The organism is Roseomonas genomospecies 6, assembly GCF_008365375.1.
Taxonomy (GTDB): Bacteria; Pseudomonadota; Alphaproteobacteria; order Azospirillales; family Azospirillaceae; genus Azospirillum.
The window spans coordinates 67,595-83,686 of sequence record NZ_QOKW01000005.1 but is presented as its reverse complement, the minus strand read 5'-3'; the positions used below and the strand labels follow the sequence as shown (position 1 = coordinate 83,686).

Here is a 16,092-nt window from a genome sequence, read left to right as displayed (position 1 = left end):
CCCGGGCAGAGTACCCAATGAGCGTGTCTTCCTCACCGGATGCTCTCGGCGCAGCATGAAACGGTCGGACGGTGGATGGCGTTCTAGGCAACCGTAACGCCCCGAACGGGGTGCCGTTCGGCATGCGAGGAGGAACCCGCTTTGGCCACCCAGGACATTCAGGATCAGCCCCAGCGGCGCCAGACGGGACCGGTCTCCTTCGACCTGTCCACCGCGGCGGCCAGCGCGGTGCGCCGCACCACCGGCATGCTGCTGCGCCACAAGCTGCTGATCGGGGCGGTGATCGTGCTGGGGACGGGCATCGCGGCGCTCGTCGCCTTGCGGATGACGCCGCTCTACACCGCCCAGACCCTGATCATGGTGGAGCACCGCAAGAATCAGGTGATGAACTACCAGGAGGTCGTGTCCGGCCTGTCCACGGAACTGGGCGCCCTGCAGAGCGAGGTGGCGATCCTGAAGTCCCCCGCCTTCGCGGAGAAGGTGGTGGACAAGCTGGGCCTGATGAACGACCCGGAGTTCAACGCCGCGCTGCGGCCCGATCAGATCAACTGGTTCTATTACCTGAACCCGAAGAACTGGGTTCCCGAATCCTGGTGGAACAGCGCCCGCGGCGACCGGCCCGAGATCGCGCTGAGCCCGGAGGAGAAGGCGGCCAACGAGAAGACCTCCACCGTCAACAGTTTCCTTGAAAATCTGGCGGTCAGGCCGCAGGGCCGCTCCTACGTCATCGCCGTGGACTTCGACAGCGAGGACCCGCGCAAGGCCGCCCTGATCGCCAACACCATCGGCGAGCTGTACCTCGTCGATCAGCTCGACGAGAAGTTCAAGGGGGCCAAGCGCGCCACGGCCTGGCTGGAGGAGCGCATCACCGAACTGCGCCGCGAGGCCAAGACCACCGGCGAGGCGGCGGAGAAGTACCGCGCCGAGAGCGGCCTGACCAACGCCAACGGCGAAACCACCCTGATCGCCCAGCAGTTGGCGGAGCTGAACACCAGCTACGTCCTGGCCCGCACCAAGCGGCAGGAGGCGGAGTCCAAGCTGCGCGAGGTTTCCACCCTGGCGCAGAGTCCGCGCGGCGTGTCGGCCATCGGCGACGTGCTCGGCTCTCCCCTGATCCAGGCGCTGCGCCAGCAGGAGGTGGAGCTTCAGCGCAAGATCGCCGAGGCGGCCAACAAGTACGGCGCCCGCCATCCGACGCTGACCGCGCTCCAGAGCGAGCTGCGCGACCTGCAAGGCCAGATCAAGGCCGACGTGAACCGCATCGTCCAGAATCTGAGCAACGAGGTGGAGGTGGAGCGCGGGCGCGAGGCCGCCCTGAAGGCCAACCTCGACCAGCTCCAGGCCCAGCGCAACCAGCAGCAGGAATCCAACGTCACCCTGCGCACGCTGGAACGCGACGCCGAGACCTCGCAGACCATGTACGAGGCGATGCTGACCCGCTTCCAGGAGATCGCCGGCCAGACCGACATCCAGCAGCCGGACGCCCGCATCGTGTCGGAAGCGGCGATCCCCCTGAACCCGTCGCAGCCCGACAAGAAGATGATCGTCCTGCTGGCCCTGATCGCCTCGGCCACGCTGGGCGTGCTTCTGGCCATGCTGCGCGAGCAGTCGGAGCGCGGCTTCCGCAGCCCGCACCAGTTCGAGGCGGCCACCGGCGTGCGGTCGCTGGGCATCGTCCCGTCGATCGGGCGGCGGCGGCGCCTCGGCACCTCGCCCGCCGCCTACGCCATCGACAAGCCGATGTCGGCCTTCGCGGAGGCGATGCAGAACCTGCGCACCACCCTGCTGCTCGCCAACCCGGACGGGCACCAGCGGGTGATCCTGTTCAGCTCCTCCGTCCCCGGCGAGGGCAAGAGTTCGATCGCCGCGGCCTTCGCGCGCATCTGCGCCAACGCCGGCCAGAAGACGATCATCCTGGACTGCGACATGCGCCGCAAGGGGCTGCACCAGATGCTGGGGATGGAGAACCAGCGCGGTCTGTACGAGGTGCTGTCCGGCGAATGCGCGCCGAACGAGGTGATCCAGACCGACCCGCGCACCGGCCTGCATTTCATCGCCTCCGGGCGCGGGTCCGCCCTGCCGCAGGACATGCTGGGGTCCAGCCGGATGCACCAGCTCATCTCGCGGCTGGCGCTGGAGTACGACCGGGTGATCCTGGACAGCCCGCCGGTGCTCGCCGTGTCGGAGGGCAAGCTGCTGGCGGCGCTGGCCGACCAGACCGTCTTCATCGTGCATTGGGGCAAGACCAAGCGGGAGACCGCCATGGCCGGGCTGAAGGAGATCGTCGAGGCGGGCGGCGAGGTCGTCGGCGTCCTGTTCTCCCAGGTCGATATCCGCCGCCACGCCCAATACGAGTTCCCGGACAGCGGGCGCTACCACGGCTACCGCCGCTACTACGCGAACTGACGACAACGACGGCGCGCCGAGAGAAGCGGTCGCGTCGGGCCCCCCTCCCGACCTCCCCCCGCTTACGCAGGGGGAGGAGAAAGCCCTCCCCTGCGTAAGCGGGGGAGGGTTGGGTGGGGGCCCAGCGCCCGCACGTGCCATTACACCCGAAAAAGCCCATGACCGCCGGACGACGCATCTTCCTGAACATCCGCGCGCTGGGGCTGGCCCGCGTCGCCACGCTGCTGAGCGGGCTGGTCACCACGGCCTGGACCGCGCGCGCCCTGGGTCCGGACGGATTCGGCGTGCTGGGCTTCGGCACCTCCATGCTGGCCTACGCCGCCCTGTTCGTGAATCTGGGCCTGTCCACCTACGCGATGCGCGAGATCGCCCGCGACCGGGAAAAGGCGACGGTGCTCGCGGACCATGTGCTGACCCTGCGCCTGCTGCTGGCCGTTCTGGTCGGCGGGCTCTACGCTGTGTTCGTCCTTCAGCTCGACAAGCCGGCGCTGGTCAAGGCGGTGCTGCTGGTGCAGGCGGTCCAATTGCTGGGCAACGCGCTGCTGCTCGACTTCGTCTATCAGGCGACGGAGCGGATGAGCGTCATCGCCGTGCGCGAGATCGGCACGTCGCTGGGCAACATGGTCGCCGTGCTGGCGCTGGTGCGCGGGCCGGAGGATCTGGCGGTTGCCGCCGGGATCACCGCCGCCTCCTTCGTCATCAACGCCGCCCTGATGCTGGCCCGCTTCAGCCACGACTTCCGGATGCCGCGTCCGCGGGTGGCTCCGGCCGTGTGGGCGGGAATCCTGAAGACCTCCGCCCCCATGGCGGTCAGCGTCTTCGCCTGGGCGCTGTTCTCCCACCTGGATCTGGTGATGCTGGGCTTCATGGTCCCGCAGACGGAGGTCGGCTGGTACGCCGCGGTGACCAAGCTGCTGGTGCTGTCGCTGACCGCGGGGAACATCATCCTCAGCGCCTTCATGCCGCAGCTCGCCGCCGCCTACGGCGACCGCGAGGCGATGCGGGCGCGGATGCGCGACTACGCCGCGACCACCCTGTCCATCGGCGCGCTGATCGCGGCGGGAGGCTTCACGCTGGCGCCGGCCGTCATGAGCACCGTCTTCGGCCCGGCCTACGCCCCCGCCGCGGACACGCTGCGCCTGCTGATGATCGCGGTGGCCGTCGTCCACATCAACCTGACGATGGGCAACCCGCTGCTCGTCTGGCACCGGCAGACCGGCTACATGACCGCCATCCTGATCGGCGGGCTGACGAACGCGGCGCTGAACCTGCTGCTGATCCCGCGCTATGGGATCGAGGGGTCCGCCGTGGCGACCATCCTCGCCGAGCTGACCGCCATGACCGGGCTCGCCTGGCTGCACCGGCGGGAGGTCGGCCAGCTTTACCTCGGCATCGCCGCGCGGGCGGCCCTGTGCGGCGCGCTCGCCATGGGGGCGACTCTGGGGCTGACCCACGCCTTTCCGCATCTGATGGCCCCCGGCCATCCGCTGGCCGCCCTGCTGATCGGCGGGACGGTTCTGGTCGCGGTCTACGCGCTGGCGGCGCTGGCGACCGGTCTGGTCCGCCCGTCGCGGCTGCGCCGGCTGATCGTGGCGGCGGCATGACGCGCCCGCCCTATCCCGAATCCCAGAGCGCGCCGACCGGACGCACCCTTGCCACCGGACCGGATTACCACCAACAAAACACCGTCCGATCAACGGCATAGCCTGTTCACGCCACTCCGAATGGCCGGAACAATGCCGCGTCGCAAGACGTTCGGATTGCGCATGGCGCGGGTGGCGGATGGCGGCGGCGCCTTTGGATGCATGCTCCAATCAACGGCAGGATCGAAAGACTATGCTCCCAAAATCCTTTCCCGACCGGAACGTCTGCGTGCTCGGTCTCGGCTATGTCGGGCTGACGCTGGCCGTCGCCATGGCGGACGCGGGGTTCCAGGTGCACGGCGTGGAAGTGCGGGGCGAGGTGCTGGACAAGCTGGCCCGCGGCGTTCCCCATTTCCATGAGCCGGGCCTCGCCGAGAAGCTTCGGCATGTGATGGAGCGCGGGCGCTTCACCTTCGGCCGCACCCCGGAGGGTTGCCGGGATTGCAGCGTCTTCATCATCACCGTCGGCACCCCGCTGGACCGCGATGGCCGCGTGCGCACCGACATGATCGAGGCGGCGACCCGGCAGGTGGCCGACTGCATCCACGACGGCGACCTCGTCATCCTGCGCTCCACCGTGAAACTGGGGACGACCCGCGAGGTGGTGGCGCCGATCCTGCGGCGCACCGGCAAGCGCTTCGACATCGCCTTCTGCCCGGAGCGCACGCTGGAGGGGCAGGCGCTGATCGAGCTGAACCAGCTTCCCCAGATCATCGGCGCGGAAAGCGTCGAGGTGGCGGCCCGCGCCTCGCAGATCTTCGGCATGCTGACCCCGACGACGGTGAAGGTCTCCACGCTGGAGACGGCGGAGATGATCAAGCTGGTGGACAACACCTACCGCGACGTCACCTTCGCCTTCGCCAACGAGATCGCCCGGCTGTGCAACGCCATGGAGGTGTCGGCGCTGGAGGTGTCGCGGGCGGGCAAGCTGGGCTACCCGCGCACGCAGCTTCCGCTGCCCGGCCCGGTCGGCGGCCCCTGTCTGGAGAAGGACCCGCACATCCTGATCGAATCCGCCCGCGAACTGGGGGTGGAGATGGACATCACCGCCGCCGGGCGCCGCATCAACGAAAGCCAGCCCGTTGAGGTCTCGCGCTTCCTGGAAACCCTGACCGGCTCCATGCAGGGCTTCCCGCAGGACCCGACCATCAGCCTGATGGGCCTCGCCTTCAAGGGCCGCCCGGCGACCGACGACCTGCGCGGCACCATGGCGAAGCCGCTGTTCGAGGAGTTGCGGACCCGCTTCCCCAGGGCGCGCTGGCGCGGCTTCGACGCGGTGGTGGCGGCGGACGACATCCGCAGTTTCGGGCTGGAGCCCGCCAACAGCATGGCGGAGGCGGTGGATGGCGCGAACCTCGCCGTCATCCTGAACAACCACCCGGTCTTCACCTCCATGCCGCTGCCGGATCTGGCGCGCCGGATGGACCGTCCGGGGGTCATCTACGACTTCTGGAACAACTTCAACAGCCGCGAGGTGGACCTGCCCGAAGGCACGGCCTACGTGGCGCTGGGCAGCCACGGCGCCGCCCGCTTCGCCCATGTCGCTTGAAAAATTGTCGCTTGAAGAAGCGTCGCCCGACGCTGTCGCCTGAGGAAAGACGAATGCCGAAACATTACCTTGTGACCGGAGGCAGCGGCTTCATCGGCGCCGCCCTGGTCCGCCGGCTGGTGCGCGACGGACACCGCGTCCGCGTTCTGGACGACAACTCCCGCGGCCACCCGCGCCGTCTGGGCGACGCCGCGCAGGCGGTCGAGTTCGTGTCCGGCGACATCCGCGACCCGGCGGCGGTGGGCAAGGCGGTGCGCGGCGTCGACGGCGTTCTGCATCTGGCCGCCGTCAACGGCACCCGGCACTTCTACGAGAAGCCGGAGGTGGTGCTCGATGTCGGCGTGCGCGGCATGCTGAACGTTCTGGACGCCTGCCGGTCGAACGGGGTGGGCGATCTGGTCGTCGCCTCCTCCTCCGAGGCCTACCAGACCCCCCCGGTGGTGCCGACGCCGGAGGACATCCCGCTGGTCGTGCCGGACGTTCTGAACCCGCGCTACAGCTACGGCGGGTCGAAGCTGATCTCGGAGCTTCTGGCGGTCAACTGGGGCCGCACCGGCTTCGACCGCGTCGCCATTTTCCGCCCGCACAACGTCTACGGCCCCGACATGGGGTGGGAGCATGTGGTGCCGGAGTTCGTGCGCCGTGCGGTGGATGCCATCGACCGCAGCCCGGAGGTCCTCGTGCCTTTTGCCATCCAGGGCGACGGCACCCAGACGCGCGCCTTCGTCCACATCGACGACGCGGTGGACGGCATCATGACGGTGGTCGAGCGCGGCGAGCATCTCGGCATCTACCATGTCGGCAACCCGGAGGAGATCTCCATCGCCGAACTCGCCCGGCAGATCGTCGCCGTGCTGGGGCGGGTGGCGGACATCCGGATCGGACCGCCAGCGCCCGGCGGCACCCAGCGGCGCAGCCCCGACATCGCCCGCCTCTCCGCACTCGGCTACGCGCCGCGCATCCCGCTGAAGGACGGCCTGCCGGGCGTGGTGGACTGGTACGCCGCCCGCTGCCGCGGCGACGCCGCCCCGGCGACCGCCAGCGCCGCCGAATAAGGAACGGAAGCTCATGGAACGAAACAGCCGCATCTTCGTCGCGGGGCACCGCGGCCTCGTCGGCTCGGCCATCGTCCGCCGTCTGGTGGAGGACGGCTACGGCGACCTCGTCCTGCGCGGCCGCGACGAACTCGACCTGACCGATCAGGCGGCGGTGCGCGCCTTCTTCGACCGGGAGACGATCGACTATGTGATCCTGGCCGCGGCCAAGGTCGGCGGCATCCTGGCGAACGACCGCTTCGGCGGCGACTTCATCCGCGACAACCTGCTGATCCAGGCCAACGTCATCGACGCGGCCTGGAGGGCGGGGGTGAGGAAGCTGCTGTTCCTCGGCTCCTCCTGCCTCTATCCGAAGTTCGCGGAGCAGCCGCTGAAGGAGGAGGCGCTGCTGACCGGCCCCCTGGAGCCGACCAACAAGCCCTACGCCATCGCCAAGATCGCCGGGATCACCCAATGCCAGGCCTACCGGCGGCAATACGGCTTCAACGCCATCTGCGCCATGCCGTCGAACCTCTACGGCCCCGGCGACCATTTCGACCCGGAGGGCTCCCACGCCATCCCCGGCATGATCCGGCGCTTCCACGACGCGAAGATGGAGCGGGCGTCCAGCGTCACCCTGTGGGGCACCGGCACGCCGCGGCGCGAGTTCCTCTATGTCGACGACATGGCCGACGCCTGCCTGCACCTGATGGAACGCTACGACGGGGAGGACATCATCAACGTCGGCCCCGGCGACGACATCGCCATCGGGGATCTGGCCCGGCTGATTCGGGACGTCGTCGGCTACGAGGGCGCTCTGACCCAGGACCTGAGCAAGCCGGACGGCCACCCGCGCAAGCTGATGGACGTGTCGCGCCTGTTCGCCACCGGCTGGCGGCCCAGGGTCGGGCTGGAGGAGGGCTTGCGCCGCACCTACGCTTGGTTCCTTGAGAACGCCGCCCCGCCGGTCCCCCGGGCCGCCACCGGCGAAGCCGCGGAGTGAGTGCCGATGCCCGATGACTCCGCCCCCCTGCGCGCACCGGTCTCCGATGGGCCGGCGCCACCCGCCGTCTTGCCTCCATCGGTCCTTCTGGTGGCGATGAGCTACTGGCCGGAACCCGCCGGCAGCGCGCCGATGATGACCGACCTCGCCACCGCCTTCGCCGCGGCGGGGACGGACATGACCGTTCTGACCGCGCGTCCCAACTATCCGGGTCAGGCCATCTACGACGGCTACGCCGACGGGAGCGAGGACCACCGCACCGTGAACGGCGTCCGCATCGAGCGGCTGTTCACCATCCCGCCCAAGGGCGGCGGCATGAAGGGCCGGCTGATCCACGAAGGGGTGCTTCACGCCGGTTTCCTGGCGGCCCGCGCCCGCGGGCGCGTCGGGCGGCACAAGGCGGTGCTGTCGCTCTGCCCCTCCATCTTCAGCGTCGCCGTCGCGGACCGCTTCCGGGCGCCGGGCGGGCGGCACATCGCCATCGTGCACGACATCCAGTCGGGCCTCGCCGGTGCCCTGGGCATGGGCGGCGGGGCCGCGCTGAAGGCCATCCAGGCGGTGGAGCGCACCGCGCTGAACCGCGCCGACGGCATCGTCGTGCTGTCGGAGGCGATGGCCGACGTGCTGCGCGACCTGGGCGTGCGGCGGCCCATCACGGTGATCCCGCCCCATGTGGACGCCGACGCGGTCCGCCCCCTGCCCCGGCCCGAGGGGCAGCCGCCGACCGTCCTCTACAGCGGCGCCTTCGCCCGCAAGCAGGGGCTGGACCAGGTGCTGGAGATGGCCCGCCACCTCCACGGGCTGCGCCCCGACGCCCGCGTGCTGCTGCGTGGTCAGGGCGGGCTGGAGGAGGAGCTGAAGGCCCAGGCCGAGGCCATGGCGCTGTCCAATGTGGAGTTCGCCCCCTTGATCCCCTCCGGGCAGCTCGCCGAGGGGCTGGCGGAAGGCGACGTGCATCTGGTGCCGCAGCGTCCGGAAGGGGCGGCCTTCGCCATGCCGGGCAAGGCGGTGACCATCCTGTCCGCCGGACGGCCTTTCGTCTGCACCTGCCTTCCGGGCTCCGCGCTGGACCGGCTGGGGACGGAGATCGACGCCTTTCTGCGCACCCCGCCCGACGCGCCGGAGGCCATGGCGCAGGCCGTGGCCGAGTTGTTGAACGATCCCGCCCGGCGCGCCGCCATGGGCCGCCGGGGCCGCGCCTGGGTGGAGGGCAACGCCAGCCGCAGCGCCGTCCTGGCGCGCTACGCCGCCCTGCTGCTTGGGGAAGACGCCGCATGACGAAACCCGCCCTGGTCTTTTCCTGGGAGATGTTCGGCCCCTATCACATGGACCGGCTGGAGGCGGTCGGGCGACGGCTCGGCCATCTCTACGACGTGGTCGGCCTGGAGGTCGGGTCGAAATCCCACACCTACGCCTGGGACTCCACCGGGGAGGGGCAGCATTTCCGCAAGGTCACGCTGTTCCCCGGACGCTCCAAGGCGGACATCCCGTCCTTCCAGGTCTACCGCGCCCTGCTGCGCGAATGCCGCAAGGCTGGGGCCAGCCACGTCTTCCTGTGCCATTACGAGGAGCCGGACGTCTTCGCCCTGGCGGTGACGATGCGGCTTATGGGGCGGCGCGTCGTCAACATGAACGCCTCCAAGTTCGACGACAAGCCGCGCGTCCTCTGGCGGGAGGCGCTGAAGTCCCTGCTCTACAAGCCCTATCAGGCGGCCATCGGGGGCAGCCACCGCACCGTCGACTACTACCGCTTCCTGGGCCTGCCCAAGGACCGGCTGTTCATCGGCTACGACACCCTGTCTCTGGAGCGGGTGCGCCGCCTGTCCGGCATGACCCCGGCCCCGGACGGCGTGCCCTTCGCCGAGCGGCACTTCACCATCATCGCCCGCTTCGTGCCGAAGAAGAACCTGTTCCGCGCGGTGGAGGCCTACGATCTGTACCGCCGGCTGGCCGAGGCCAGGGAGGGTGACGCGGCGCGGCCCCTGCACCTCTGCGGCTCCGGCCCGCTGGAGGCCGACCTGCGGGCGGAGGTCGGCAGGCGCGGGCTGGAGGGGCACATCCTCTTCCGCGGCTTCCTGCAGGAAAAGGGGATCGCGGAGACGCTGGGCTCCACCCTGTGCCTTCTGTTGCCCTCGTTGGAGGAACAGTTCGGGCTGGTGGTGAACGAGGCTCTGGCGATGGGCGTGCCGACCATCCTGTCCGACCAGTGCGGGGCCCGCGACGTGCTGATCCGCAGCGGCCTGAACGGCCACATCGTCGAACCCGACAACCCGGAAGGGCTGGCCCGCCACATGCTGTCCGTCGCATCGGACGAGACGGAATGGCGCCGCCTGAGCCTCAACGGACGGCCCTTCCAGGCGCTGGCCGACGCAAGTTTCTTCGCCGAATCCGTGGAGAAGGCCCTGCACAGCCTGGGCGCCCGCAAAGATGCCGACCAAGGCGCCGCCCGAAGCGCCGACCAAAGCGCCCGGAAGGGCACCCGTGAAAGCGAAGCTTGATGACCGACCGCCGCAACACCCCCCACATCGTCGTTTCGGGCCGCCTTCCCCCGCCCACCGACGGGATGAGCCGGGTCACCGCCCTGGTGCTGGACCGCCTGCGCGAGCGCGGCCCCCTGGGAGCCCCCCAGGGAGCCTCGGTGGAGGTCGCGGACCTGTCGCCGGGCTGGAACGGCGGCGGCCTGCGCTATCACGCCGCCAAGGCGATGCGCGTTCTGCTGGCGGGGTTGCGGCTGGCGGCCGGGGCGGCAACCCCCGGACGGCGCTTCTACATGCCGGTCGATTCCGGCCTGGGGATCTTCTACACGGCAGCGCTGGCCGGCACGGCGCGGCTGTTCGGCTATGAGCGCACGCTGCACCACCATTCCTTCGCCACCATTTCGAAGCCCACCTGGCGGATGAGCCTGCTGGCACGCATCGCCGGCACGGACTGCATGCATGTGCTGCTCTGCCCCGCCATGCAGGCGCGGTTCCAGACGCTCTACCCGGCGGCCCGGATGGCGATGAGCGTGTCCAACGCCATCTTCACCCCGCCGGTGCCGCGCCCGCGCCATGGAAAGACCGGCCCGCTGCGCATCGGCCACCTGTCCAACCTGTGCGCCGACAAGGGGCTGGACACGCTGTTCACCCTGCTGCGCGCCCTGAAGGCGGAGGAGGTGGACGTCAAGCTCGTACTGGCCGGGCCTGGGCTGGGGCGCATGGACAACGCGCTGGTCGCGGCGGGACTGGTCGCCTTCGACGGCGACGTGGAATACCGCGGCCCGGTGGACGGGGACGCCAAGGCGGCCTTCTACCGTGACATCGACGTGTTCGTCTTCCCCACCCGCTACCGCAACGAGGCGCAGCCTCTGGTCCTGTTCGAGGCCATGGCGGCGGGCGTGCCGGTGCTGGCCTATGACCGCGGCTGCATCGGCAGCGACATTCCCCGCCCCGGACTCGTCCCGCAGGACCGGGATTTCGTCCAGGCGGTGATGCCGGCGCTGCGCCTCTGGGCGGAGGACCGCGACGCGCTGGCGCTCGCCTCCGAACAGGCCCACGCCCGCGCCCGCGCCGCCCATGAGGCCGGACACGCCGGCCTCGACGCCCTGCTGGACCGCATCGCCGGCCCGCTTCCCAAAGCCGCCGGAACCGCCGTCCGCCCGAAGCGCGCCATGGGATGACCGCCCTCCGGTGGAAAATTGCCGAATCTTGATCGCCTTTTCGGGTGTGGTGGCTGGACGCGCGCGCCGGAATGCGCCATCATCGGCGCATACATCCGCAATCCGACCGCCCCCGACCGTTCCCATGAATCCCGCCGGCAAAGCTCCAGCCATCCGCTTCACCCAGGCCAAGGCGATCCTGCCGGAAGAATCCATCGACAGGGGCGCGAAAGCGGTTCACCCTGAGACGACCGGGGGCTCCACCGCCCCGGCTTCCGCGCAGGAACGGACGGCACGCATGGCCTATGTGACGCAGGACAAGTTCAACGAAGCCATCGACCATCTCGGCAGCCACATCGACCGCCGGCTGACCGCGCTCGAAACCGAGGTGAAGTCCCTGCGCACCGACATGGTGCAGGGCTTCGAAAAGGTGGACCAGCGGTTCGAGGCCATCGACCAGCGCTTTGAGAATCTCGAAGGATCGCTGGCCGCGTCGAACAAGGTCCACAACGACAATCACCTGGAGTTGAAGCAGATGCTCGGCGTCCTGCTCCAGGAAATCCGCAACAAGTAGACGTCACACCCAGCGGGCGACCCTCACACCCGCGCGGGACAGGAAGACCGCCAGCCTGGCCAGCGCGCGGGCGGCCCAGGGCGGCGCCGGGTCCAACCTTGCGGCGTCGTGGCTGTGGAGGCGCTCGTCGAGGCGGCAGGCCTCCAGCAGGCGCAGCAGCTCCGGATCGGGGGCGAGCCGCCGCACCAGGGCGATCTGGCCGGCGTAGTGGCCGTCCACCCACGCCTCCACCCCGGCGACCACCGCGTAGAAATAGGATGGGCCGAGCCAGGCCGGCAGACCGCCCATCACCCGTCCCGACCAGCGCCAGAAGCCCAGCGGCGCGCTGCGCTTCTCCGGCGGCAGGACCGCCTCGAACAGCCGCAGGTGCCGCCGCTCCACGCGGCGGTGGGACGCGGCGAAGCGCAGAATCTCCGGGTCGGTGGTGGCGCCCGCGACACCGTCGTAGAGGCTCACCGCCACCGTCTCGCCCACATGGCTGGCGCGCAGTTCGCGCAGGATGCGGGGCGGCAAGGCGGACAGGTCGAGTCTGGGCGGCGCCAGCCCGATGGTGGCGGACGGCGCGGCTTCGGGGGATGGAATGCGGGTGTCCACGGGCTCAGCGCGCCCCTTCCGGGCCGATGCGCGCCCAGGGAAGCTCCTGAAAGCCGATCTTGAAGGCCGGGGAGTTCGGGCGCAGGCGGTAATCGTCCTTCGCCGGGTTCATGAAGTAGGGGTCCGGCAGGTTGCCCCCCTGGATGGAGCGAGCCTGGGTTCGCTCCATGGGTGCGCCCGGCGCGCGCAGGCCGCGGCCCGGACGGTCGAAGATGTTGTTCTCCAGCCGGTAGTCCCCACCGGTGAGCGCGGTCACCATCTGCTCCACCGGCACGCGGGCGTGGATGATGTTCCGGCTGGCCTCGTTGTCGTGCAGGAAGCCCGCCGTTCCCGCCTTCGGCACCCATTCGAAGCGCAGGAACCGGTCACGCTCGTTCGTCAGGACGGCGATGTTGTTCTCCACCCGGTTGCCATCGCCCCCATGGATGAAGACCGAGGCCCAGCCGGTGTCCTCCAGGAAGTTGCCTTCCACCCGCACGCCGTTGGTCTGGTCGTCCAGATAGATGCCGAAGCCCTTGTAGCGCGTCAGCCAGCGCCCTGCCGCGTCGGTGGCGAGCCCGCCGGTGCCCCGGATGTCGTTGAAGCGGATCACCAGCTTCGTGTCGATGTCGCTGCGTCCCAGCGTCTCGATGGCGCCGAGGTCGGCGGTTTCCCGCCCGACGTCGCGGATGCGGTTGTACTCGATCACGTTGTCGACATTCTTCGTCTCCGCGTTCCAGTTCTTCATGGAGATGCCGTAGCGCGCGGCGTGCCGGATGTCGTTGTGGGCGATCAGGGTCCGGGTCACCCCCGCGGTCAGGATGCCGGCGCCGTAGAAATTCACCTCGCCAATGTGGTGGATGGTGTTGGCGACGACGCGGTTGCCGGCGCTGCCGGGGGTGAGTTCGATGCCGCTGCGTCCCAGATGCTCCAGGCTGTTGCCGCGCACCTCGCTGTCCGACGCGGCCACCAGGAGAACCCCCGTGCCGACGGCGGAGAAGCGGTTGTTCAGGACGCGGTGCCCGGTGCCGCCCGCCAGCCTCACGGCGGCCCCGTTGTAGGGAACATCGGCGAAGGACAACCCGTCGATGGTGATGGAATCCGCCTTGTCGGCCTGGATCAGGGGCGCGGTCCGGGCGACCACCGCCTCGCCGGAGCGGACGAATCCATCCGGGTCCTGGGGGCGGACCAGAAGCCGGCGGTCCCTGGCGCTCCAGGCGAACTGGCCGGGAAACTTCAGGAAGTCGGGGTGGCCCAGCAGGCGGAAGGTGCTGCCGTCGCGGAACGGGTACCAGCCGTCGCGGTCCAGCACCAACGTGCCGTTCCGGTCGATGCGCTCGATGCCGCGGATGTCGTCGGCCTGCCGCTCGCGGTCGAGCGCCTGGACACGCACGCCGGGGGCCGCCCAGCCCGCCTGGACGGTGCCGGGGGGAAAGCGGAACTGCCGCTTGTCGCCCCCGCCCTTGGTCTGCTGGGCGATGAACCAGCCGCTGCGGATCGGGTCGTGGGGATCGAAGGCGCCGCTCTGCGCCGCGCGCAGCCGCACCCCGGCGGCGGTCACGTCCAGGCCCGGTTCCCGCGCCAGGGGGGCGGAGACGATGCCGTCCCGCTCCGTCTTGAAGCCCGTCACCGCTTCCCCGCCCGACAGGACCGGGGTTTCGCCGGGAAAGGCCGCGATGCGCAGGCCGGAATCCTCCGGCCCCAGCGTCACCGTGTCGGCCAGCCGGTGGGTGCCGCCGCGCAACAGGATAAGGCGCAGCCCGCGCTTGCGCGCCTCCTCCACCGCGCGGGCCAGCGTGGCAACGGGGCCGTCCCGCCCGTCCGGGGTGGAGGCGGCGGACCGTCCGGACCAGCGGTCGTCGCCCTGGGGGGACACATGGATCGCCGGCTCCGCCCCGTGGGAAAGCGTGGGCGTGACCAGCGACAGGACCAGCCACAACAGACCGCCCGCGAAGAGTTCAGGAAACCGGCGCGTCATATCACCTCCGTTCGGCACCCCAGCGAAACTGGCGGCGGGGGGCGGACGAAGCAAAAGCGCGGACGGGGTGCCACGAAGGCGCTGCGCGGATAGCCCTGACCGGGCCGCCTTCGCCGTCTGCGTTCCCGGACGGGGGGACCCGACCGGTGCCGGCGGTGTTGCTTTCGGCGGTGTTGCCTTCGGTCACGACGGCAGGCACGACGACACCGCCCCACCGGCCGTCACCACCGGCCGTGGCCGGCGGTGACGCGCGTTCACGAGGAAGGCGTTCACGAGGAAGGCGGAGCCCGGCATGATCGAAACGGCGTTGATCGCACAGGTGCTGGTCGTGGCTCTGGTCGTCGTGGTGTTCCTGAGCACCGGCACCGCGTCGATGTTCCACCCTCTGACCTACTATCTGGTCTTCCACACGCTGGTCTTCGTGATCCGCCCGCTGCTGGTCCACGGCTTCGGGATCGACAACGCCTGGCTCTTCATGGGCTACTGGCCGAGTGCCGCGGAATTCGTGAAGTCGCTGACGGTCAGTTCGGTCGCGCTGGTCGCCTTCTCCGTCGCCTGCGGCTGGTCCGGACGGGTGAAGCCGGACTTCAGCCGGGCGCCCACCTTCACCTTCGACCGGCTGGACATCACCGCCTTCGCCCTGACCGTGGCGGCGCTGGGGCCGCTGGCGATCTACTCGGCGATCCTGCGGCAGGATGGAGCGGATTTCACCGGCACCGGCGACGTGCAGATGGAGCGCGACCCACTGACCGGACAACCGGTCTACGTCAACACCACGGGCTACATCGCCGAAGCCCATTCGATGGGCCTGCCGCTGACGCTGGGCATCATCTGGGTCAGCCGCTTCCACCCGCTGTCCTTCATCCCCTTCCTCGCCTTCGTCAGCTACCGCGCCTATCTGGGCTGGGGGCGCTGGGCGATCATCATGGGCGTGCTGGGCATGGTGCTGCTGGTGCTCTACCACACCCGCACGAAGTGGTTCCGCTGGTGGCAGCTCGCCATCGGCCTGCCGGTGCTTCTGCTGTTCCACACGCTGGGCAACAACCGCGACTTCCTGCGCGGCGTTCTGGCCGGCACCGAGAGTCCGGGCAAGCTGTTCAGCATCTTCCAGGGCGGCCAGGGCTCCTTCGTGGAGAGCGTGTCGAACCAGGACATCGCCAACTTCGACTTCCTGGCCTTCATCCTGTGGGCGGTGCCGCAGCAGTCGGGGACCTACACCTGGTTCACCCAGTACCTGCAACTGTTCACCGAACCGATCCCGCGCATGCTGTGGCCGGACAAGCCCATCGGCGCGCCGGTCAAATGGGTGTCGCTCCACGATTACGGCAACTTCTCCAACCTGACCACCTCGCTGGCCGGCGACGGCTGGATGAGCGCGGGGTGGATCGGGGTGATCGTCACCATGGTGGTGGTCGGGCTGATCCTGGGCCGGCTGCACCGCTGGTTCTGGGAGTCGGGCTTCACCAACCGATACGCGGTGCTGTTCTATTGCGCCTTCATCCCGCTGTCGCTGCAATGGTACCGCGACGGCAACATCACCATCGTCAAGTTCGGCTTCTTCTCGCTTCTGCCCATCCTCCTGTGGATCGGCGCGACCAAGGCGTTGCGCGTCTGGATCGGCAGCGGCGCGGAGCTGCGTCTTCCCCTGCGCCGCCCGCCCGCCTTCCGCCTGCCCGCGGACCGGGCGTGAGGCGA

The 16,092-nt window shown here is 69.7% G+C and carries 12 protein-coding genes; 10 read left to right on the top strand and 2 right to left on the bottom strand.

All coding sequences use genetic code 11. The features are described from left to right. Nucleotides 1-141 precede the first annotated feature (141 nt). The 9 genes from DS843_RS08520 (at nucleotide 142) to DS843_RS08480 (ending at nucleotide 11,846) form a co-directional block, all read left to right on the top strand. Complete coding sequence (locus DS843_RS08520; protein WP_149468465.1) at nucleotides 142-2,406, top strand: GNVR domain-containing protein; 2,265 nt, start codon at nucleotides 142-144, stop codon at nucleotides 2,404-2,406. Between the two features lie 158 nt (nucleotides 2,407-2,564). Further along, on the top strand, nucleotides 2,565-4,010 hold the full coding sequence (locus tag DS843_RS08515) for a flippase (RefSeq protein WP_149468464.1): 1,446 nt from the start codon (nucleotides 2,565-2,567) through the stop codon (nucleotides 4,008-4,010). Nucleotides 4,011-4,242: 232 nt separating this feature from the next. Further along, nucleotides 4,243-5,598: a nucleotide sugar dehydrogenase gene (locus DS843_RS08510; RefSeq protein WP_149468463.1), complete on the top strand. Its 1,356-nt coding sequence runs from the start codon at nucleotides 4,243-4,245 to the stop codon at nucleotides 5,596-5,598. A gap of 53 nt (nucleotides 5,599-5,651) precedes the next feature. Beyond that, the gene (locus DS843_RS08505) at nucleotides 5,652-6,653 is read left to right on the top strand and encodes an NAD-dependent epimerase/dehydratase family protein (RefSeq protein ID WP_149468462.1); all 1,002 of its coding nucleotides are present in this window, start codon (nucleotides 5,652-5,654) and stop codon (nucleotides 6,651-6,653) included. Nucleotides 6,654-6,666: 13 nt separating this feature from the next. Further along, nucleotides 6,667-7,635 (top strand): GDP-L-fucose synthase family protein, encoded by a 969-nt coding sequence (locus DS843_RS08500; protein ID WP_149468461.1) that lies wholly within the window; start codon nucleotides 6,667-6,669, stop codon nucleotides 7,633-7,635. A gap of 6 nt (nucleotides 7,636-7,641) precedes the next feature. Continuing rightward, a complete protein-coding gene (locus DS843_RS08495; RefSeq protein WP_149468460.1) occupies nucleotides 7,642-8,913 on the top strand; it encodes a glycosyltransferase family 4 protein in 1,272 nt (423 codons plus the stop codon). Beyond that, nucleotides 8,910-10,133 carry a glycosyltransferase gene (locus tag DS843_RS08490; protein WP_149468459.1) on the top strand — a complete coding sequence of 408 codons (1,224 nt, stop codon included), beginning with the start codon at nucleotides 8,910-8,912 and terminating at the stop codon, nucleotides 10,131-10,133. Before DS843_RS08495 ends, DS843_RS08490 begins: the two co-directional genes overlap by 4 nt. Next, on the top strand, nucleotides 10,133-11,293 hold the full coding sequence (locus DS843_RS08485) for a glycosyltransferase family 4 protein (protein WP_167525242.1): 1,161 nt from the start codon (nucleotides 10,133-10,135) through the stop codon (nucleotides 11,291-11,293). Before DS843_RS08490 ends, DS843_RS08485 begins: the two co-directional genes overlap by 1 nt. 124 nt (nucleotides 11,294-11,417) lie before the next feature. Next, a complete protein-coding gene (locus DS843_RS08480) occupies nucleotides 11,418-11,846 on the top strand; it encodes a hypothetical protein (protein WP_149468458.1) in 429 nt (142 codons plus the stop codon). Nucleotides 11,847-11,849: 3 nt separating this feature from the next. Here the strand turns inward: DS843_RS08480 and DS843_RS08475 are convergent, their stop codons facing one another. After that, a complete protein-coding gene (locus DS843_RS08475) occupies nucleotides 11,850-12,440 on the bottom strand; it encodes a demethoxyubiquinone hydroxylase family protein (RefSeq protein WP_149468457.1) in 591 nt (196 codons plus the stop codon). A 4-nt stretch (nucleotides 12,441-12,444) separates the two neighbouring features. Then, nucleotides 12,445-14,397: a right-handed parallel beta-helix repeat-containing protein gene (locus tag DS843_RS08470; protein ID WP_149468456.1), complete on the bottom strand. Its 1,953-nt coding sequence runs from the start codon at nucleotides 14,395-14,397 to the stop codon at nucleotides 12,445-12,447. Nucleotides 14,398-14,689: 292 nt separating this feature from the next. Between DS843_RS08470 and DS843_RS08465 the strand changes: the two genes are divergently transcribed. Then, a complete protein-coding gene (locus tag DS843_RS08465; protein ID WP_149468455.1) occupies nucleotides 14,690-16,087 on the top strand; it encodes a hypothetical protein in 1,398 nt (465 codons plus the stop codon). Nucleotides 16,088-16,092: the final 5 nt, after the last annotated feature.

Coding starts and splice junctions, on each gene's coding strand:
- DS843_RS08515 (WP_149468464.1), top strand. CDS start 2,565: ATGACCGCCGGACGACGCATCTTCCTGAACATCCGCGCGCTGGGGCTG.
- DS843_RS08510 (WP_149468463.1), top strand. CDS start 4,243: ATGCTCCCAAAATCCTTTCCCGACCGGAACGTCTGCGTGCTCGGTCTC.
- DS843_RS08505 (WP_149468462.1), top strand. CDS start 5,652: ATGCCGAAACATTACCTTGTGACCGGAGGCAGCGGCTTCATCGGCGCC.
- DS843_RS08500 (WP_149468461.1), top strand. CDS start 6,667: ATGGAACGAAACAGCCGCATCTTCGTCGCGGGGCACCGCGGCCTCGTC.
- DS843_RS08495 (WP_149468460.1), top strand. CDS start 7,642: ATGCCCGATGACTCCGCCCCCCTGCGCGCACCGGTCTCCGATGGGCCG.
- DS843_RS08490 (WP_149468459.1), top strand. CDS start 8,910: ATGACGAAACCCGCCCTGGTCTTTTCCTGGGAGATGTTCGGCCCCTAT.
- DS843_RS08485 (WP_167525242.1), top strand. CDS start 10,133: ATGACCGACCGCCGCAACACCCCCCACATCGTCGTTTCGGGCCGCCTT.
- DS843_RS08480 (WP_149468458.1), top strand. CDS start 11,418: ATGAATCCCGCCGGCAAAGCTCCAGCCATCCGCTTCACCCAGGCCAAG.
- DS843_RS08470 (WP_149468456.1), bottom strand. CDS start 14,397: ATGACGCGCCGGTTTCCTGAACTCTTCGCGGGCGGTCTGTTGTGGCTG.
- DS843_RS08465 (WP_149468455.1), top strand. CDS start 14,690: ATGATCGAAACGGCGTTGATCGCACAGGTGCTGGTCGTGGCTCTGGTC.